The sequence below is a fragment of the Pseudomonas sp. PAMC 26793 genome, assembly GCF_000313235.1.
In the GTDB taxonomy this organism is placed as follows: Bacteria; Pseudomonadota; Gammaproteobacteria; order Pseudomonadales; family Pseudomonadaceae; genus Aquipseudomonas; species Aquipseudomonas yamanorum.
Window position 1 is genome coordinate 195,412 of record NZ_AMXG01000035.1, and the last position, 18,641, is coordinate 214,052.

General features: G+C 58.4%; 16 protein-coding genes, 2 tRNA genes and 1 pseudogene. 9 read left to right on the forward strand and 10 right to left on the reverse strand.

Features of this window, described 5'->3' with window-relative positions:
• Positions 1-3: 3 nt before the first annotated feature.
• The gene (locus D109_RS0114860; protein WP_177325521.1) at positions 4-756 is read left to right on the forward strand and encodes an ABC transporter permease; all 753 of its coding nucleotides are present in this window, start codon (positions 4-6) and stop codon (positions 754-756) included.
• Between the two features lie 57 nt (positions 757-813).
• Here the strand turns inward: D109_RS0114860 and D109_RS01000000131945 are convergent, their stop codons facing one another.
• Positions 814-4,419 carry a membrane-targeted effector domain-containing toxin gene (locus D109_RS01000000131945; protein ID WP_152416373.1) on the reverse strand — a complete coding sequence of 1,202 codons (3,606 nt, stop codon included), beginning with the start codon at positions 4,417-4,419 and terminating at the stop codon, positions 814-816.
• A 46-nt stretch (positions 4,420-4,465) separates the two neighbouring features.
• On the reverse strand, positions 4,466-4,603 hold the full coding sequence (locus D109_RS1000000134615) for a hypothetical protein (RefSeq protein ID WP_010171564.1): 138 nt from the start codon (positions 4,601-4,603) through the stop codon (positions 4,466-4,468).
• A gap of 173 nt (positions 4,604-4,776) precedes the next feature.
• Here D109_RS1000000134615 and D109_RS0114875 point away from each other — a divergent pair, with 173 nt between their 5' ends.
• The gene (locus D109_RS0114875) at positions 4,777-4,971 is read left to right on the forward strand and encodes a hypothetical protein (protein WP_003207574.1); all 195 of its coding nucleotides are present in this window, start codon (positions 4,777-4,779) and stop codon (positions 4,969-4,971) included.
• Position 4,972: 1 nt separating this feature from the next.
• On the opposite strand, the gene D109_RS0114880 is transcribed toward D109_RS0114875, so the two are convergent.
• Positions 4,973-5,350 carry a hypothetical protein gene (locus tag D109_RS0114880; protein ID WP_017477609.1) on the reverse strand — a complete coding sequence of 126 codons (378 nt, stop codon included), beginning with the start codon at positions 5,348-5,350 and terminating at the stop codon, positions 4,973-4,975.
• A 242-nt stretch (positions 5,351-5,592) separates the two neighbouring features.
• Here D109_RS0114880 and D109_RS0114885 point away from each other — a divergent pair, with 242 nt between their 5' ends.
• Together D109_RS0114885 and D109_RS0114890 are read left to right on the forward strand one after the other, a co-directional pair.
• Positions 5,593-7,890, forward strand: a complete 2,298-nt coding sequence (locus D109_RS0114885; RefSeq protein ID WP_017477610.1) for an acylase — start codon at positions 5,593-5,595, stop codon at positions 7,888-7,890.
• Between the two features lie 214 nt (positions 7,891-8,104).
• A tRNA-Cys gene (locus D109_RS0114890) sits at positions 8,105-8,178 on the forward strand.
• Between the two features lie 763 nt (positions 8,179-8,941).
• Here the strand turns inward: D109_RS0114890 and D109_RS0114900 are convergent.
• The 4 genes from D109_RS0114900 to D109_RS0114920 form a co-directional block, all read right to left on the reverse strand.
• Complete coding sequence (locus tag D109_RS0114900; RefSeq protein ID WP_017477612.1) at positions 8,942-9,247, reverse strand: DUF6124 family protein; 306 nt, start codon at positions 9,245-9,247, stop codon at positions 8,942-8,944.
• Positions 9,248-9,752: 505 nt separating this feature from the next.
• Positions 9,753-10,133: a DUF1090 family protein gene (locus D109_RS0114905; RefSeq protein WP_017477613.1), complete on the reverse strand. Its 381-nt coding sequence runs from the start codon at positions 10,131-10,133 to the stop codon at positions 9,753-9,755.
• 237 nt (positions 10,134-10,370) lie between these two features.
• Complete coding sequence (locus tag D109_RS0114915) at positions 10,371-10,598, reverse strand: hypothetical protein (RefSeq protein WP_017477615.1); 228 nt, start codon at positions 10,596-10,598, stop codon at positions 10,371-10,373.
• Between the two features lie 95 nt (positions 10,599-10,693).
• Positions 10,694-11,650 (reverse strand): glycoside hydrolase family 6 protein, encoded by a 957-nt coding sequence (locus tag D109_RS0114920; protein ID WP_026077985.1) that lies wholly within the window; start codon positions 11,648-11,650, stop codon positions 10,694-10,696.
• A gap of 167 nt (positions 11,651-11,817) precedes the next feature.
• Between D109_RS0114920 and D109_RS0114925 the strand changes: the two genes are divergently transcribed.
• Entirely contained in the window at positions 11,818-12,141 is a 324-nt protein-coding gene (locus D109_RS0114925) for a helix-turn-helix domain-containing protein (RefSeq protein ID WP_017477617.1), read from the forward strand.
• A 34-nt stretch (positions 12,142-12,175) separates the two neighbouring features.
• Here the strand turns inward: D109_RS0114925 and D109_RS0114930 are convergent, their stop codons facing one another.
• From D109_RS0114930 to D109_RS0114940, 3 genes are read right to left on the reverse strand one after another with little or no spacing between them, the layout of a single operon-like run.
• Positions 12,176-13,549, reverse strand: coding sequence for a hypothetical protein (locus tag D109_RS0114930; protein WP_017477618.1), 1,374 nt, complete (start codon positions 13,547-13,549; stop codon positions 12,176-12,178).
• A gap of 4 nt (positions 13,550-13,553) precedes the next feature.
• The gene (locus D109_RS0114935) at positions 13,554-14,741 is read right to left on the reverse strand and encodes a DUF6384 family protein (protein WP_017477619.1); all 1,188 of its coding nucleotides are present in this window, start codon (positions 14,739-14,741) and stop codon (positions 13,554-13,556) included.
• The gene (locus D109_RS0114940) at positions 14,741-15,880 is read right to left on the reverse strand and encodes a hypothetical protein (protein WP_017477620.1); all 1,140 of its coding nucleotides are present in this window, start codon (positions 15,878-15,880) and stop codon (positions 14,741-14,743) included. Before D109_RS0114940 ends, D109_RS0114935 begins: the two co-directional genes overlap by 1 nt.
• Before the next feature lie 211 nt (positions 15,881-16,091).
• On the opposite strand from D109_RS0114940, the gene D109_RS0114945 reads away from it, so the two are divergent.
• From D109_RS0114945 to D109_RS0114965, 4 genes and pseudogenes are all read left to right on the forward strand, one after another.
• Complete coding sequence (locus D109_RS0114945) at positions 16,092-16,700, forward strand: LysE family translocator (RefSeq protein WP_017477621.1); 609 nt, start codon at positions 16,092-16,094, stop codon at positions 16,698-16,700.
• A 389-nt stretch (positions 16,701-17,089) separates the two neighbouring features.
• Positions 17,090-17,284 (forward strand): annotated as a pseudogene (locus tag D109_RS01000000131950) (helix-turn-helix domain-containing protein); the annotation flags it as partial.
• A gap of 446 nt (positions 17,285-17,730) precedes the next feature.
• A tRNA-Leu gene (locus tag D109_RS0114960) sits at positions 17,731-17,817 on the forward strand.
• Between the two features lie 163 nt (positions 17,818-17,980).
• The gene (locus tag D109_RS0114965) at positions 17,981-18,628 is read left to right on the forward strand and encodes a hypothetical protein (RefSeq protein ID WP_017477623.1); all 648 of its coding nucleotides are present in this window, start codon (positions 17,981-17,983) and stop codon (positions 18,626-18,628) included.
• Positions 18,629-18,641 lie beyond the last annotated feature (13 nt).

The window sequence follows — 18,641 nt, forward strand, 5'->3', positions numbered from 1 at the left end:
ACCTTGGGCTTGCCGGGCTGGTTGCTTGGCTTGAGTGGGCTGGCGGGGTTGTTATTGCTCTGGTGGCTGGGGGTGAAGGTGTTCGGCAGTGCGGACGGTTTGTCTGCGCGGTTTTCGCTGTCGGCGACCCTCACCAGCCTCTGGGAATTGCTGGGTCGCAGCGAGCTGTACCTGAACATCGCCGTGAGCCTCAAGCGGATCTTCGTCGGGCTGTTGCTGGCGTTGCTGATTGGTGTGCCGTTGGGCTTGCTGGTGGGCAGTTCGCGCAAGCTGGAGGCGGCGACCACGCCGGCGTTCCAGTTTCTGCGGATGATCTCGCCGCTGTCGTGGATGCCCATCGTGGTGATGTTGATGGGCGTGGGCGACCAGCCGATCTACTTCCTGCTGGCGTTCGCGGCAGTGTGGCCGATTCTGCTGAATACGGCGGCGGGTGTACGTCAGCTCGATCCGCGCTGGTTGCAACTGAGCAAAAGCCTGAGCGCCACGCGCTGGGAAACCTTGCGCCGGGTGATTATTCCCGGCGTGATGGGGCACGTGCTGACCGGCGTGCGCCTGGCCATCGGCATTCTGTGGATCGTGCTGGTGCCGTGCGAGATGCTCGGGGTGAGTGCCGGGCTGGGTTATTACATCCTCGACACTCGCGACCGGCTGGCCTACTCGGAACTGATGGCGATGGTGCTGCTGATTGGCCTGTTGGGGTTTGCCCTGGATGCGTTTGCGCGATGGTTGCATCAGCGTTGGGTGCATGGCAGCTGAAAGCACGCCGGAAACGGCCCGGGGTGGTTTATCCGGGCCTTGTTTCATCCGGCAAAATTACTCGGGTGCGAAAATTTGCAAGTCTCCGGTTATATCATTGTGGTCTGCCAAGGCGCCCGATGGGCCTGGCCGAGGATCCAGAGAGTTGGTGCCATACCCGACTCGCATACCCGCTCGTTCATAGAGGCCTATGCCAATGCCTCCGGTCAGTTCGGCCACGCCGGGGATGTTCTGGGTGGTGTTGATATGTTGTCGGCCAACTAACGCTATCACTTTACCGTTGCCACTATGCTGTTTCAGTGTTTGTGCCGCGTAGTAATTGAACTCCTGCAGGCGCTGTAAGTTTCGCTCGTCTATATTCTGCTGGGTGTAGTGGTTACGCTCGTGTTTATGGCGTGTCAGATAAGGATGATCAAGGGGCACTACTTCGATGCCGTTGGCCTGGAACTTTTCGATCAGGTGATCCAGTGTCAGGTTCGGATCGTGAGGCCTGTAGCCAGGGCCGGTCTTGCCCATGCCGTCATCGACAAGGCGCATATTCTTGTCGTAAAACATTCCTTCAATGCCTATGACCTTGACGCCTTTATCCTTAAACAATTGCATATTGTCGTTCAGGGTCCTGAAGCTTGACAGGCTTCGATGATTTTCTCCCAGCACCACTACATCGGAGGCGTCCAGGGACTTGCTGAGCAGGTCGGGTACCTTTTCGTAATCCGCAGTGGTGGGAATCGTCGGGCGGGCGGGCATCTCACCGTTGGCCATGCGTTGGTAATAGTCATTCATTTCCTGCTCGAACCGATCCTTGGTGGCCTGGCGTCGACTGGGCGTGAAATGAGCATCACTCGGGGCGCCTTTAATGTGTTTTACATATTCTTCTGTGGGTAAATGATCGGTTTTCAGCGTAACTGGCTGGTTTAGAGCAGGTCGTGCACTGCGGTTCAGCGGGTTGTGCCGGTGATTCCCGGTTTGGCGAGTGTTGGGGGACGGCGGCATCAGCGTACTGACCGGATCAAATGTTTCCAGCGGGCTGCCATAAGGCTGCATCCGGTCGGCATCGAAGACATACCATTTGCCGTTATGCCGCACGGCGCTTGTTTCAACTGTGCGGTCGGCCACCTTCAGCGTCCCGCTGGCCGCCGCGTCATACAGCTCGCTGGCTTGCGCCAGGTCAACACCGTTTGCCGTACCTTTCAATGTTTGTACGCTCTGGGCGAGGGTGCCTGCGCCTTTGAGTGCGAGTTTCCCAGCTCCCACCACCACGTCGCCCAGGCCACTCAACGGGTTGAGTTCGCCCAAGGCCGCAACCCCGAGGATCTTGCTGGTGTTGAGTAGCTTGGTGGCGCTGGAGCCTACCGTGCCGAGGGTCTTCCCCACTTTTGCCGCGGCCCCGACGCCAGCGGTCACGAAGCCAAACACGTCCAGTGACAGGTCAACGAGCCCGTCTTTGTAGTTGCCGTCCAGAAGGTTGCCGATGGCTGACTTCAGCGGAATAAGGTCGAGGACAAAGTGTTGTATCGAATCAACCCTGTCTCGTCTGCTTTCGGCGGGTGTGCTGCCGGCCGCTTGTTTTTTGATCGCCGGGTTGTCCAGGCCAAGCGCCTGGACGGTGGCATCGGCAAGGTCGTCTATTCGCACGCTCAGGAACGTGTTGCCGGAAGAGGCGCTCGCCGGTTGCTCACGGTGAATGCTGCTCCAGGGGCCCATGACGGGCGTAAATTCTTCTATTTTGGTGATTTCGTTTGAAAGGACCTGATGCGGGCGTGAAAGGATGCTGTTGTTCTTTCTTTTCACCGTGCCTTTTTCGGTGTCGATTTCATAGGTCGTGATGGTTTGGTTGTTTTCGGCCTTTACCAGAATCTTGGGGCTGCTATGGAACAGTTGATCGCCGGCCAGTGGATTGAAACTGATTTTGTAGCTGTTCTCTTTGTAGAAGTTGAGTTTTCCGCGCTTGAGATTGTTTTGATCTTCCAGTGGGAGATGGGTGATGGCGTTGATGACAGAGAATTTCTTAACGGTTTTGAAGTTGTCGATGGCCTTGGAGAATTGGCTGTCGAAAGCGGCAGGTACGTTAAATTGGCGGCTTTTGGTGAACGCAGCGAAGGTTTCCAGATTGATGTTGGCATGCGACCCCCTCACCACCCAGTCGGAGGCCTCTATCCTCAAACCTTGCATCGTGATGTCGAGCATTGAATAGGGATCGCTGAAGCGTGCTGCGCCGCGGATCTCAGGTCTATAGTCCATGCGCAGCACTCTCTCCTCGAACGGTACACCTTCGCCAAACTTTTCCTTGAGCAGGGCCAGCGCCATTTCTTTGCGGCTCGGCAGCTTGGTATCCAGCAGGCCAGAGACCTGTTTGAGTTTTTCCAACTGAGCATTGAAGAGGCTGCGGGTGCTGTCAATTTCCTCTTGGTCGTACTGCGCGTCATTTTTTACGGGGAGAAGGTTATTGGCCACGCCCCAATCGATCAGTGCCGCCGTGCGGGCGGACGCCGGGGCACTGTCGGCCGCGCCCTCGGCGCTCATGACCTGGGCAAAGGTCATGTTCGCCGCCTTGCTGGGTGTCTGCGCTTCGATCCCGGCAACCGCGATGCACAAGTTGGCCCAGGCCTGGCTGCCGTAGACGACCTGCTCGGGAATATCCTTGACCAGAAACTGTGGTGCTGTTCGCGCCAGTAGCAGCCGGGCGGCCAAGCCACCGCTGCCGTTTGCGGTGCGGCCTTCGGCCTCCAGGTGGTTGCCTAGTGCATGGATGATGGTTGACGCGGGTTTGCCCCGGTGGCCGGGATTGGCGAGGTCAAAGCCGGCAACGCGGTTTCTGGCGGGGGCGTTGATGGACTCGGGGTCCAGGCCGAGCTGGATCGCTGCCAACACGTAGTCATTCACCCCGTCACCGCTGGGGTAGCCGTTGAGTGCGGTACGTATGGCGTTGCCCAACGCCTGGGCGCGGGGGCTGCCAAGGAGGGTTTCCATGGCGCTGACCGGATCGCGCAACTGTGCCGTGGATAACGACTGGGCGATCATCAGGTAATCCAGCGCCCCGCTGCGTCGAACGGTCAATGGCAGGCCTTCGAGGCGTGCCGTGTTGTTGTCCAGCAGATTCTTGATATCGCGCTGTTGTTCCAGGCTCGGGGGTATGGGCCAGGACAAGGCGCCGCCGAAGGTGCCCAACGGGTGTACGAGGGTCTGCTGCGTCAGCCGGTTTGCCAGGGCAAGGAGTTCTGCCTTGCTCTGTGGCAGGGGGATTTTTTTGCCATCAATGAATGCCTTCAGGCTGGTGGAGGCCGGTTCGGCCTCAATCGCCACCGAGGTGCGCTGCAGCACCGATAACACTGCCGTTGCGTCGGCGTTGTTTGCCAGGCCGTGAGCCGTTTCAGTGAGCTTGTGCGCAAGCGTTTGCAGGTTTCGCCAGTCTCCCAAAGCTGTTTTCAGCGCTTGAGGCCCATCAGGTGCCGGGTCTTCATGACGGGTTTCTTGTGGCAGTGATGAGTCATTCACTGGCACGAGGGTCGGGGAGGGTACTGAGTCGGCGGGCGGGAAAGGGGTGGCAAGGTTGGCGGTAGCAATCATCGGAACACCTGCGTGAGTGTTGAGGACATACGCCTTTGCGAAAACCTCCCTGTTTCCAAGACGCTCTTTTTGAGTGTCGAAAACAGGGACGGTCATTCCGCTCGCAGGTGTTCAAGTTGTCAGAAAATGTGCGAGGAGGGCCTCAGCGATGGTAATAGCCCGGTCCGCCGTCGTAGTAGCGGTGGTCATGCCAACCGCCGCCGCCGTGGGGGAAAATAATGCAGCCGCTCATGCTCAACATGATCAGCAAGGGAATCAGCAGTGTGATTCGACGAAGCATTTCAAAATCCTCTAGGGTACTCACAGGTTCGATCAGGCGTTGGGCAAGCCAAAGTTTTTCATCGCCTGTAACATGAGACCCCGCCGACCCCAATCCATCCCCGCCAATGGGTATGTGCTTGGTGTGGCAGTCGATACAAAGTGGATACAATTTTTTAGCTTCAGGAACCCGCCATGACCCAAAAGCAACGTTTGAAATACTCGATTCTGATCTCCCTGCTGGTGCTGGGGACGATGTTTGGCCTGTCCTACCTGCAGAACAACGGGGTCATCAGCGAAAAGACGTTCCAGTACATCGCGATTGCCGTAGCGGTCACTGTGGTGGTGATCAACGGTGTGATGCGCCGCAAGGTCAAGCCTAACCTCTGAGTCAGGCCCGGCCTTCCAGGACTTTGGCAGCCTGCTCGTGCAGGCTGTAGCTCTTGTCGGCGTTCAGGGTAATCACGCCTTCGGTGCACAGGCGCTTGAGCACCTCCCGCACGCTGAGAAATGACAATGGAATGCCCAGCTCCAGCAAATGGCTGTGCACGCCGCGCACGCCGAGGGTGCGCCGGTTGTCGGCGGCAGTCAGCAGGGCGTCGATGACCTTCAGCCGGATCAGGCTGGTGCGCAGGCCAAAACACTTGAGCAAATGACGAATGCGCTGGTTGCCATGTTCCGGCGCTTTGCCGAACGCTTGGTTACCGGAGCCAAAACCTCCGTCATGCATGGATGAGTGTCCTTCCGTGGGCAGTTGCGGGTTGTACATGCAAAAACTCCTTATCAGAGCCTGATCAGGAAAATGATGGCGCTCTTAATTAATAAGACGTACGAGCAGCCGAAATCATGAAGCGCGGGATGTAGAAATTTTGTCGGTAACATCCTGGAGACATATCGACATGTCCGAATAAACATCTGCGGCTGCTAAATTATTCCCGGTTTTTACGTCTTAACTGAGGTGTTGGCGAAGCTATCCCTCGTCACGGTGTTTAATTTGGCTGTGGAGTCTGCGTGATTATTTCCAACGGGTTGTTCAGGGCGTGCGTGGTTGGGGCGTTGCTGGGGCTGAGTGTTTCGGCCACGGCGGGGGTGCAGGAGCAACAGACCACCGCGGAGATTCGGCGTACCAGCTTTGGTGTCCCGCATATCCGGGCCAACGATGAGCGTGGGCTGGGGTTTGGCATCGGTTATGCCTATGCCCAGGACAACCTGTGCCTGCTGGCCAATGAAGTGGTGACCGTCAACGGCGAGCGCGCCAAGTACTTTGGTCCCGAGCAGACGACCCAGGAAGGGCGCAATAACCTGACCAACGACGTGTTCTTCACCTGGCTGAACACACCCGAGGCCGTTGCGGCGTTCTGGAAGGCGCAACCCTCGGCGATGCAACAGCGCATCGAAGGTTATGTCGCCGGCTATAACCGTTACCTCAAGGAGCGTACCGCCCAAGGCTTGCCGGCGCAGTGCCAGGCGGCCTGGGTGCGGCCGATCACGGCTGAAGACCTGATCAAGGTGACCCGCCGGCTGTTGGTGGAAGGTGGCGTTGGGCAGTTTGCCGAAGCGGTGGTGGGTGCCACGCCGCCGAATGCCGTCGCCCAGGTAGATGCCAAGGCGTTTGAGGTCGCCGCAGCCAATCAACAGCGTTTCGCCCTGGATCGCGGCAGCAACGCAGTGGCGGTGGGGCGTGACCGTTCGTTCAACGGCCGCGGCATGTTGCTGGCCAATCCGCATTTTCCGTGGGTCGGCGGCATGCGTTTCTACGAGATGCACCTGACCATTCCCGGTCAGCTGGATGTAATGGGCGCCGCCTTGCCGGGCCTGCCGGTGATCAATATCGGCTTCAACAAGCACGTGGCCTGGACGCACACCGTTGATACCTCCAAGCACTTCACCCTGTACCGCCTGACCCTGGATCCGGAAAACCCGACCCGCTATCTGCTGGATGGCAAATCCGTACCCATGGATAAAACCAGCATCAAAGTGGCAGTCAAAGCCGCCGACGGCAGCACCCAGGAAGAGTCCCGCACGGTCTACAGCTCGCAGTTCGGCCCGGTGGTGCAATGGCCGGGCAAGCTCGACTGGGACAACAAATATGCCTTCAGCCTGCGGGACGCCAACCTGGGTAACGACCGTGTTCTGCAACAGTGGTACGCGATGAACCGCGCCGCCAACCTCAAGGAGCTGCAAGCCTCGGTGCACACCCTGCAGGGTATCCCGTGGGTCAACACCCTGGCGGCGGACGACCAGGGCCAGAGCCTGTACATGAACCTGTCGGTGGTACCGAACGTCAGCGCGAAAAAACTCGCGCAGTGCAGTGATCCCCGGGTTGGCCTGCAATTCATCATGCTCGACGGTTCCCGCAGCGCCTGCGCCTGGGACATAGACCCGCGTGCCGCCCAAACCGGGATCTTCCCGGCCGATCAACTGCCACAACTGCAGCGCACCGACTACGTACAGCACTCCAATGACTCAGCGTGGCTGGTCAACCCCAAGGCGCCGCTGACTGGATTCTCGCCGGTGATCAGCCAGGAGAAAATCGGCTTGGGCCCACGTGCCCGTTTTGCCTTGCAGCGCTTGCAGGAACTCGACAAGCAACCGATCAAGGTCGCCGACTTGCAGAACATGGTCATGGACAACCAGGTGTATCTCGCCAGCCAAGTCATGCCGGACCTGCTCAAGTACTGCGCGGGTGCTGACGCCGCCGTGAAGTCGGTGTGCGACAGCCTGAAAAACTGGGACCAGCGCGCCAACCTCGACAGCGGCGTAGGCCTGGTGCACTTCATCAACCTGGCGGAGCAACTCGCACAAGCACCCGATGCATGGAAAGTGGGGTTTGACCCGGCACAACCACTGACCACACCTCGTGGGCTGGCGATTGAACGCGCAGGCGTGGCCAAGGCGCTGCATGACGCGATGCTTGCGTCAGCCGCCGACGTAGCCAAACGTGGCCTCACCGCTGACAGCCGCTGGGGTGACATCCAGGTCTCGGGCCAAACCCCGATCCATGGCGGGCCGCAAGAGCTCGGCGTGTACAACGCCATGCAACGCGTGCCAAGGGCTGACGGCAAGCGCGAAGTGGTCAGTGGCAGCAGCTACTTGCAGATCGTGACCTTCGATGAGAAGGGCCCCAATGCCGAAGGCGTACTGGCGTTCTCCCTGTCCAGCGACCCGGCGTCGAAATACTACAAGGACCAGACCCAGGCGTTTTCCGAGAAAAAGCTCAGCCCGCTGCCGTTTACCGAACAGCAGATCAAGGCGGACCCGCAGTACCAATTGCAGGTTATCCGTGACAAGGAAGAAGCCGGGCGGTAGGGTAGCCCACCGGGAATTGATGCCCCTTGAGAGAATATTTTTTGAAATCAAGGGGTTGCAAGCCCTGGCAAATGAGTACATAATTGCGCCCATCGAACGCGCTGAAGCATTAAAAACTTCAATGTTTTCAATGAGATAGAGTAGAGGCAAGCTTCACATAGCCCACTCAAGTTTGTATGCGGTGAATGTCGGTTGTAAGGCATTGATCGTTTGAGGCCGAGTAGCAAAATGGTTATGCAGCGGATTGCAAATCCGCCTACGCCGGTTCGATTCCGACCTCGGCCTCCACTCTTAGAAACCCCGTAGATTAACGTCTACGGGGTTTTTTATTGGGCGCTGGAAAAGGTACGCGTACCAAAACCTTTGGGTAGGCGTACCAACACTTTTCTATTTTGTTGGGTTAGAGGTTGAGGCTTTTCACGTGCCACTTTTCACCCAGCAGCACCCAGCAGTAGACGCAGTGCCCGCCGTACTTCAGGCGCCCGGCGAAACCATGACGGAGGCTCTGGCGAGGGGCCTTGATTTGGCAAGGCTAAAAGCCCCGAGTGCTACTCGGTCAATCACCACATCGAAGCCCGAGAGGCTTCCCAGAGCGGGCTCACATCAAGCGAAGCGGTAGCTCGTCTACGCTACGGAACGTTTGGCATCAACGCTTTGTCCTCAGTTAGACGGGTACAACACGGAATTTCCGGCTAGACCTGTCGCAAGGCGAATGTATGAGCGGATTAGATGACTTCAGGTTCAAATCTCACCAGCTCTTAATCGAACTCGACGCAGCCACCAGCAAAATGATGATGATGGTTTGCGCAAAGGAAGTAGCGGGGGCCGATTGGGACGCCGCGACTCTACGCCATCACGATGCGTTCGAGGCTTGGAACTCTTTCCTAAACTCCCCCGAAAAACCTCTGGATGTACCGGTGCCGCCGATTCACTAGCGCTCGCTGCCAGATCATGGGCATTCGCAACCGTCATGCCGAGGCGCTCGGCGATCAGGATTCCGGGTAAAGGGGACTGATTTATTTCGGTTAGTTCAGCCCCCATGCTTTTTGTTTTAGCGCGGTTTTAAACAATCCAACGCCTGATCTGCCAACGTTCTAGCCATGTCTATCAGGTGAACGGTGGAACACGCCATGCCCCGGTTTTCTCCTGTTGATCCCTGCACAGCACCTTCAGCCGTTGCGGCTGCACAGCGCAGCAATTCAGAGATTTGAGCGATTGCGTCTTCAAAGCTGACGTCTTGGTGAACGGTAAATATTGGGTGGGAGACGGGGTCGGGTTGGAGGTAGTGACTCAAGGCGCGATCAAAAGCTTCGCGGTCCCGGGTGGTACGAGGTGGGTCTGGAACGATCTTGTCCATGCATAAGCTCCTACTGAGGGGGGAGCCACCTAATGTCGTTTCCACACGACAGAGGGTGGCAGCTATACGCAGGGTGGAAAACCGGACAGTAGGACCCGGCCAGACCGAAGTCTGCCCACGTACAGCCGCCATAGAACGCTGACGAAAAAAACGCCGACAACGATTATGGTGCTGGCGCTTGGCGCCCACTGATTTCCAGGTTTCCACACCCGGTCGCTGATATGCAGCGACGGAGCGAAGACTAGCCAGCGATTCCAGCGGGCACAAGGCCGAAAGATTCTCTAGGAAACGTCCCGCAAGTTAAAGCGATTTGCCTTGCTGGCCCTTAAAAAGCCGAGAAGATTTTAAACAGGGGAAGCAAGGTCAAGGGGACGGATTTATCTGATTATGTCCCGCACGCTAAATAACCCCGCAGATTAACGTCTACGGGTTTTTTATCGTCTTTTGCAAAGTGCGGCGGTAGAAAAAAGCCCGCGATCGCGGGCCTTTTACTGGGTATCCCGACTTACTTGAAGAGCCCGCCAATCGCGTTGATCGCATCCGCAGCCTTGTTCACGTTTTGCTGGCGTTGGGGATTGGTGTCCACCTGCGCCTGAGCGTTGTAGGTGCTGTTGCTGCAGCTTTTGTTGGTTTGTGTCAGCGCCGCCTGGAACGCGGTCGCGCGCAAGGTATCGCCCTTGGCATTGGCCGCGTTGATATTTGTCTGCAGATCGCGGATCTGTTGTTGGCAGTTGGCGTTATTGGCGTTGACGGTGTTGTTGCTGTTGCTGGCGCCACCCAGGGCAGATGACAGGGCGCCCGTGAGGGCTGACAGGTCGGCGGCTTGGGCGGTGAGGGTGAACAGGCTGAACAGGGCGGCGGCGGGTGCGAGTCTGGAAAGGCGCATGGCAAACCTCAATGTTTTATTGCCTGCGCAGATCCGGGGGCCCGAGCAAGCGCAGAACAATATCCGTATAGAGGTGAGCGCTCGGGTGCAGCGAAATATATTTGGTCGATTTTTGACCTTCAACAGCGGAACGCCATAAATGTGAGTTGTTTCACGTTGTTTCTCGCACATTGATGGGTTTTTAAGACGAGCATCTATTCGAGACGAAGTACCAGGAGGGCGACGCGCCGTGCTGCCTCACTTGGCGCAGTACACACCCGATAGCCGCATCAGCAGCGTTAACGCAACGATGGCCCAGCCAACGTTGAGGGCGACAAACATCCATTCTGGTGGGTTTGCCCCCAGGAAAATGATCGAAGTCATCGTTAAAAAAACCACCAATAAACCAAGGGGAAGCCAGTACCAGAGATTCGCCTGGCGCTGATACTCCTCTGTCTTCAACGGGTTATTTTCAGGGAGCGTCATGTTCGTTCGGCCTCGGTAACGTGATGCTTCCTTGCCGGTGTTGAGCTCAAGAGGGCCATCCTGGGCAATGGAGCAGCGCGATGCAAGGGGCGCTCTTAGTTCCCATCAATCAGGCGCAACGCCAGTTCGGGGCTGAACGTGCCTGCCGCCGGGCCGCCGTGACAATCGGTTTTGGTCGAAGACGCCCCGTCCGAGTTGCCCGGAAGCTTGATCCATAGGGCAACCAACTGTGGCGACAGCACTTGCGGTGTCATACCGATCTTGCGACCCCTGGGGTTGCACCAGTCACCAGGCGTTGCGCCATTGCCGTTGCGGCTGGTGTCTACCGCGATGGCTTTTGTATAGGTGTATTCGCTTAACAGCCTGGCATTGATCGCTTCACCGTAGCTGCGCACCTGGGCGAGGGTGTAGAAGTTGGCAATATTCAGGGCAAACCCGCGGGCCTGTTTCACACCGGCTGCATTCAACGCCTCGGCCATGGCGCCTGGGGATTTCCAGCCTGGATTGCCGGCGTCCAGATAAACATCCGCATGGTGTGCGCGCTGCTTGAGCCCCGACATGGCGTAATTTAACAGCTCCAGCCGCTCGGAGCGTTTGTCCTTGTCCAGGCACTGCATATCGGCCAGTGCATCCGGTTCCAGAATAACCACCGCAGGCTTGTCTCCAATACCGTTGATCAGTTGGTCTATCCAGGCCCGGTACGCTGTCGCATTCGGCGCACCCCCTGCAGACGCGCCGCCGCTGCAGTCGCGATGGGGCAAGTTGTAGGCCACCAGGATCGGCGTTCTATCCGCGCCGGCAGCGGCCGATACGTAACGATTGACTCGAGTCGGGAGCGTGCCCGCAGCCTGGCTGGTGCCGGTCAGCCACAGGGCACTGGGCACCTCGGCAATGGTTGAGCGGATCCTTGCAGTGGCAGGCGTATCGGGGTGCTGCTGGACCCACTGTGCGGCGGTGGACTGCGGGTTGACGTAGAACCCATCACTCGCCTGGGCAGCGGGCAGCATCGACAGGCAGATAAACCCGGCGGCAAGGGTGGCGGTCTTTAGCACGTTCTGCACCAGCAAGAGGGGCGGGTGGCCAAGGTAAGTCGGCTCGCCGCTGACGTCACGTGAACCCTGATGAATATTGTCTGCTGGTAACCCTTCCGAATGAATGGACCCCGCTCCGGCACATAAGCGTATGGTGGGTGTTAAACACGTTTATTGAGGTACCCACCATGGACGATAAACTCGGCATCCGCCTGAAAGAAGAACGCAAGATCCTGGGGCTCTCCCAACAGGAGTTTGGTGCGATTGGCGGTGTGGGTGCGAATGCTCAGGTGCACTACGAAAGTGGCGCGCGGGCGCCCAAGACCGATTACCTGATTGCCCTCCGGCATAAAGGCGTGGACGTGCTTTACGTGTTGACGGGGGAGAGGGCGGTTATCAACCAGGCCACCCTGAGTGATAAGGAGACGTTGATCATCAACCACTACCGCACGCTGGACGGGCTGGATCAGGATGCGATTGCGCAGATCACTTCCTCGTTGTCTGACAGCTAGCAACGAGGAAGTCCCGGATTTGCTTCGCGCCAGGCTAGAAGCTGTCGGTCGTCCTGAAGCTGCCGCCGCCTGTACTGCCTGACGTCGAAAAGCTGGCTGTGTTGTTATTGCTGCTTTCGACGGTGGCGACGCCTAGGACGACAGGGCTGATTGATGCGCTGACATAGCCTCGCGTCGCCCCTGCCGCTACCTGGCTGCGGCGCACGATTTTAAGGCCCCGGCTTAGCACATCCACAACCTGGCCAAGGGTTGCGCCCTGGGTCATGTAGCTCTCTACCAGACGCTCGAAGTCAGTCGACAGGTCAAAGTAAACATCGCGGCCGGTAAAGGCATCGTTGCGAACTTTGCGCTCCAGGTCTTTGGCACGCTGGTAGCTGCTCTGGTGCACCACGGCTTCTTCCTGGGTCTCCGCCAACTGCTGTACCACCGCTTTCAAGCGCAGGTTCAGGGTTTGCAGCTGCTCGACGATCAGGTCGTCGGCGTCGCCCGGGGTGTGGCTGGCCAGGTCGATCAATTCGCCAATGCTCTGGGTTTTCAACTGGTTAGTGAGCAACTGCCGAGCGCGCTGGTACTGCGGGTCTTCGTTGCGTGAGTAGCTGCCGAGTTTTTCCTGGATGGCATTGGCCTGGCGCTTGGCGTTGTCGACCACGCGTTGAAGGGTATCGAGCTCGGGTTGTATTGAGGCCTGTCCGTGCTGGTCACGTGCCTGAACGAGTTGCGTATCGACACTTGCGCTCAAGGTGCTGATTAGGGCGATGCGCTCGGCCTGCAAGGCCTCGTTTCGCTCACCAAGGGCGATCAGGCTCAGCTCGTTCTTGCGGTTGACGAGGTAGTTCACCTTGGTCGCCAGCCAGTTGTCCATCCAGCGGTTCAGGCGGTTGCGCCGGTATTGGTCGGTGCCGAAGGCGTGTCCGCGCAGGTAGACGTAGACCAGGTTGGTATCAAAGGTCGGACGCTTCAGTGCGCACTCCTGGCGCAGGTCTTCATAACCGCTGACGTGTTCTCGGTGGGCGGCCTGGGCCAGGTCCAGTTGCTCGACCTGGCGGGCGTAGTCAGGGTTTTGTTCCAGGGATTGCCGGGCTTGCTGGTCGAGGGTATCGGCTCGCGCTTGCAGTTTTTCCTTGCCCGCCAGCGCCTGGGCCACGGCCTGCTCAGCGTCGCACAGTTGCTGGTGGAGCAGGTCCTGGGACTGTTGGCGCAGGTTCAGGGCGGCGGCGACTTGCTCGTTCTGCGTGTTGCCCTGGTCCAGGTGCAGGGCCGCGATTTTACCCAGGCGCTGGGTAATGTCCTGCTCCAGCGCCAGTTGCTCGCCGAGCAGTTCAGACAGGTGTTGCTCGGCCGTGCGCATCATCAATTCGGCGTTGCGGGAGTTACGTTCGGTGATGCCGATCAGGGTGTCAGGCGTCATGTCTTCACCACTCCAATATCGTTTCGAGCGGGTCGGTGGTCCGTTGGCTCAAGTAGGTGACTTCCATCCTGCCGGCCGGCTTGCGGCCGACGACACGGTGGGTCAGGTGGCCGTCGTCGAGTTTGTCGGCCTTGACCTTCAGGTATTCGGCCTGCGGTACCCGCACAGCGAACTGGCTGGCCCAGGCGCCGGTGCCGGTCTCACTGCTGACGGTGGGCAGCAGCACCGGCCTGTCCGACAGGTCGACGGCTTCGACAACCAAATACCAGCTCTTGCCCTGGGTCGAACCAGGATTGGAATTACACAGCGCCTTGTCGTAGCAGCGCTCGACACCGGACGGCGTGCCGGGCCGGTCGACAACCCGAATGGTCACCTCCTTGGGGATCAGTTCGATGTTGGCACGCAGGGCCCTGAGTTGGCCGCCGGCTTTTTCGATTTCGAATTTCCCGATGAGGTCTTTGATCATGACCAATTCGGCCTGCATGCCCCGCGTCGCTTTACTGTCGGCGGCGGGCAAGTGAATGTCGGCGACCTTGCGAGTCAACTCGTTGAGCTGATCGGTCATCGGCTGGACTGCCTTGACCTTGGCCAAAAACGCCTCCAGCACGCCGATCTGCTCACTGGCGTAATCGACCCCGGAGGTATCGACCATGGCCAGGGCATGTTCGGCCTTGGTATTCAGGCGGGGCAGGGCACTGAACAGGTCGCCGCCCTCAATGTAGGCCGGGTCCTGTTGCACGGCGCTCAGGCGAGCCTTCAGGTGGGCGATGTCTGATTGTTTTTGTGCCGCGTTCGTCTCGACGGCGATGGCCGCTCTTTGAGCTTCTAGGATTTCGTGTCTGGCGACCATCACCCGGCTGCATTGCACCACCAGCAACGTGACCGCGATGAGCTGGATGACGAGTATGCCGCGATGCCGCCTGAGCAGTACGTTGCTCCAGAAACGGTCACGCGCACTCAGTTCCGGGGCCTCGAACACCAGGCGTTTGGAAAAGAATTCGCGCACGCCCTGGTCGATCTGCGCTTCGGTAAATTGAATGCCGTTGTTCTGGTAATACTCGCGGATGCGCGCCGCCACTTCGGCACGGCGTTGGGGCAGGCTCAAGTCCTTTTCAACCGCCATCTGCTGGTGGCGCAGTTGATCCACCCGCGCCATCGCGCCGAGTTGCTCGGAGAGAAGAATGTCGCTCATCAAGCGGCCTTTGTCAGCAATGCGGCGAACTTGCGTTTGGCCTCTTCGACGGCTTCGGCGATGTCACGGGACGCGTTGCTGGATTCAGCGCGGTAGGTTTCCGTCAGGCCGTGCATGTCAGTCTGGAAGCTCAGGGTGGCTTCGGCCAGGGCGCGCACCGAGTCGACCTTGATGGTGGAGCCATAGCTGGCCTTGACCGCCGCTTCCAATTGGGTGTTGCCGGTGCTGCCCAGGGCTTCAAGGCCCTTGCTGATGCCGTCGGTGGTGGCATTCAGCGTGTTGGTGGCTTCGGCCAGGCCACTGTTACTGGTGAACGACACCGCGAGGCCGGTTAACACCACTTCGTTGGTGGAGAAGAACGAGACCATGCGCTGGTATTGGCGCTCCTTGATCACATGCACCTGGTTGATCCGGGCGAAGACCATTTCGGCCGTGTTGTAGCCGACCTTGAGGTCATCGGCGATGTCCTTGACGATCTGGTAGCGCTTGTCTTCGTCCTGCAGCGCGCGTACGGCTTCATCGCGACGCAACTCCAGGGCCGCGCGCTCGGCCGGCGCCAGGGCTTCGGCAGCCGTGACTTGGGCGTTGGCCTCGTTCAAGGCCTGGGTACGCTGCTCCAGGACCTGGCCGGCCAGGGCGAGCACTTGTTGGGCATCGACCTCGGCCGCCTTCATGGCCATGCGGAAGTCCAGGTAGGCTTCCAGAATCACCGTTTCCCGGGAGATCTGGTCATTGGCCGACTTGCACACCTGCAGGTAGTTTTCACGGATCTCGCTGAAGCGGCTGGGGATCGAGCCACGACGCAGGTTCATCCAGCTCAGCTTGAGCTTCTCCAGCGTATCCAGGCGCCCGTCATCCATCCAGCCGGCCATGGCGGCGGCGTCTTCGCGAATCGAGGTGAAGCTCTGGGTGATGTCCATGAAACGTGTGGAGATATCCATGCCGGCAATCTGTTCGCGAACCACGCTGTTGAAGGTGGTCGACTGTTGCAGCACGGCAGCGATAGCAGTGACTTTGGCGGTGTCGTACTGGGCAACGCGGTCCAGCAATACCAGTACCGGTGCGTCTGGAACCGGCTGCAGAAGATTGATGCCCAGGGTCCGCAGGCCCGTCAGCGCGCGGTCGAGGTAGTTGCTCATCGAGTGTCCTTTCAGGATGTGTTCAGCACAGGGTGCAGAGGAGGGCGCAAGTATACCGATCAATGAAGGCAAACCAATGGCAGTTTGGTTCGAAGGCGGTTGTTGGGGGGGCTGACGAAGTGTATGCCTCTATCTACCCGTAGCTGTACGGGGCGCAGGCTGGCGCAACGTTCTACTGTCACGGCCACAGTACTCGTTCGGATGTCGCGCCATGCTTATGTCTTCAAGCCTGTTGTCAGCCTTTGCGCTGTTCGCCTTTGTGTCCTCAATCACCCCAGGTCCCAATAACACCATGTTGCTGGCGTCCGGGGTGAACTTCGGTTTTATTCGCTCGATTCCCCATGCACTGGGGATCAGCATTGGCTTCATGGTGTTGGTGATCGCCGTGGGCTTGGGGCTGGGTGAGGTATTCAAGGCGTTGCCGTGGGCCTACACCGTATTGCGCTATGTGGGGGCGGCGTATTTGCTGTACCTGGCGTGGAAGATTGCAACCTCCAGCGCGATGTCCGATGACACCGATGACAAGCGCAAACCCATGACTTTTCTCGGCGCGGCGGCATTCCAGTGGGTCAACCCCAAGGCCTGGGTCATGGCGCTGGGCGCGATAACCACCTACACGCCTGCCGACGGTTATGTCACCAATGTGCTGTTGATTGCTGCGGTGTTTGCCTTGGTGAACCTGCCCAGCGTTTGTGTATGGGCCGGCTGTGGCAGCGGCTTGCGCAATGTGTTGCGCGAGCCGCGCTGGTTGCGGCTGTTCAACTGGTCGATGGCGGGGTTGTTGGTGGTGTCGTTGTATCCGATGTTTTTTGCCGGCTGAAACGACCTCTGAGCGCAGGCGGCGGGGTGGATACTAGACCGGTGAGATGGTGGCAAGCAGACCAATCGCGATGGTCAGCGCAAGAAAACCGAACAGGAAAAATGCCATCTTAGCCATAAGGCCTCCGAAATGAACGGGCCGGCAGGACGGTTCCTGTCGGGCTCCACGGGCGTGTCGGGAGTGGGTGTATTGTCAGGGCAGGACGGGTTTCGATACAGGGTCAGATGCACAAGAAAAAAGCGTATCAGATGCTCCCCGGCGCCGCAGGTGCCGGATAACAAGGGGTGATGGTTTTCTAGGATCAGGCAATAAATAGCGGCTCAGTTCGGTCAAGGAACTAACCTTTTGTGCGCAGTATCGTATCCACGATCCCACAAAGGAGGTTGTTTATGAGCATTGGGGCGAGGTTAAAGGCAGAGCGTGTCAGGCTTGGCTATTCTCAAGCGGCGCTGGGCAAGGTCGGAGGCGTTGAGACCAATGCCCAGGGGCGTTATGAAAACGGCGTGCGTTTTCCACGGGCAGATTACCTGGCGGCGGTTGCCAAGGTCGGTGTCGATGTGTTGTTTGTCATCACCGGCAATCGCGCTGACGATGGCAACGCCGCTTCAGCCAAGGCGGCCGAGGCACGGACAGCGCCACCGAGTGCCTGGAGAAGGCAAAAGAGTTGATTCACTGAAGCGATTTTCATCGGGGCGAGTAGGCAAATGGGTAAAACATTGGCTGCGCTGTCGTTTTTGATGACCCTGGTTTGGGTTTCAGTGGTCATTGCGGTCATGACTTATTTTTCCTGATGCGCCTGGGGACGCGCGCGGTGGGGGCCGAAGCGGCCGGCGCTGCTATTGCTCAACACTGCGGCTGAAATCTGTAGATCACTGATCTGGCGAGCTTTTTTGTTTGCCGGGGAGCCGCTTGTTTGTTTGAAAAAGCCCGCGCCCGACCTTGCATCGAGGGGGCTGGATCTATATATTCCCTAGCCTGCTGCAACGCTCAAGGGCTTTTGAAGCTGCTTGGCTCGCTGTATAGCGCTACCGCCCGAATGGCGAAACTGGTAGACGCATGGGACTTAAAATCCCCCGCTCGTAAGGGCGTGCCGGTTCGATTCCGGCTTCGGGCACCATCATATTCAAGGACTTGCATGATTTATCAGGCAGGTCCTTTTTGTTTCCGCTCCGCAATTTCACATGTTGATTCGCAGCTCACTGAGTTGGCGGATGCCCAGTCAGGCTTTTTTAGTCTGGTTCGCACACGATGGATCTTAGGTAAACACAAGGATGTAGTAGATGCGTAATACCTGGTTGCTCCTGTTTGTTTCGTCCGTCGCCCTTGCTGGTTGTGGCGGGATCCCCTCTGTTCCCTATGTCGACCCACCTCAGGCCGACAATACGGCCCGAGTTCGTGTGATCACCAACTCTAATGTGTTTGGCGACAGCGTAACTGGCAGCTGTGCCCCGAATACTCGCCACAAAATGGCTGAAGCGGGTCGCTTCTCTGAGGACGGACAGCCGAGCATCAACTACCCTCAGTACCCACTTAAGCCGGCCAGTCTTGGAATGCCGGGAAGGGTTTCACCCAAGCTTCAGCAGTACATCGGAGCCGTTCGGATGGCCGAAGGCTTGTACACGGAGATTGTGGCTGAGTACCGCGTTAAAACAGATGCACCCTTTCAGGTTGCGACATTAGGTGCGTCGGCCGGCAGCTACGGCAGCACTTACGCTGTGTGCCCTGGCCAGGCGAAAGTATTCAAGCTGGAGCCCGGGAAAGACTACGAGATTCTGGTCGGACTCAGCAGCGCACCCAACGCGGATGGAAATGCGGCGATTATGTGCATGTTTGGCGTCGTCGAGCTTATCTCTGTTCCTAACCTGCCGATTGCATGGCCGAAAAAACTTGGTGGCACGGAGTCGCCACAGAAGCTTTGCAAGGGTTAAGTAGCAAGGCTCA

Coding starts and splice junctions, on each gene's coding strand:
- D109_RS01000000131945 (WP_152416373.1), bottom strand. CDS start 4,419: ATGACCGTCCCTGTTTTCGACACTCAAAAAGAGCGTCTTGGAAACAGG.
- D109_RS1000000134615 (WP_010171564.1), bottom strand. CDS start 4,603: ATGCTTCGTCGAATCACACTGCTGATTCCCTTGCTGATCATGTTGAGC.
- D109_RS0114875 (WP_003207574.1), top strand. CDS start 4,777: ATGACCCAAAAGCAACGTTTGAAATACTCGATTCTGATCTCCCTGCTG.
- D109_RS0114880 (WP_017477609.1), bottom strand. CDS start 5,350: ATGTACAACCCGCAACTGCCCACGGAAGGACACTCATCCATGCATGAC.
- D109_RS0114900 (WP_017477612.1), bottom strand. CDS start 9,247: ATGGACAAGATCGTTCCAGACCCACCTCGTACCACCCGGGACCGCGAA.
- D109_RS0114905 (WP_017477613.1), bottom strand. CDS start 10,133: ATGCGCCTTTCCAGACTCGCACCCGCCGCCGCCCTGTTCAGCCTGTTC.
- D109_RS0114915 (WP_017477615.1), bottom strand. CDS start 10,598: ATGACGCTCCCTGAAAATAACCCGTTGAAGACAGAGGAGTATCAGCGC.
- D109_RS0114925 (WP_017477617.1), top strand. CDS start 11,818: ATGGACGATAAACTCGGCATCCGCCTGAAAGAAGAACGCAAGATCCTG.
- D109_RS0114930 (WP_017477618.1), bottom strand. CDS start 13,549: ATGACGCCTGACACCCTGATCGGCATCACCGAACGTAACTCCCGCAAC.
- D109_RS0114935 (WP_017477619.1), bottom strand. CDS start 14,741: ATGAGCGACATTCTTCTCTCCGAGCAACTCGGCGCGATGGCGCGGGTG.
- D109_RS0114940 (WP_017477620.1), bottom strand. CDS start 15,880: ATGAGCAACTACCTCGACCGCGCGCTGACGGGCCTGCGGACCCTGGGC.
- D109_RS0114945 (WP_017477621.1), top strand. CDS start 16,092: ATGCTTATGTCTTCAAGCCTGTTGTCAGCCTTTGCGCTGTTCGCCTTT.
- D109_RS0114965 (WP_017477623.1), top strand. CDS start 17,981: ATGCGTAATACCTGGTTGCTCCTGTTTGTTTCGTCCGTCGCCCTTGCT.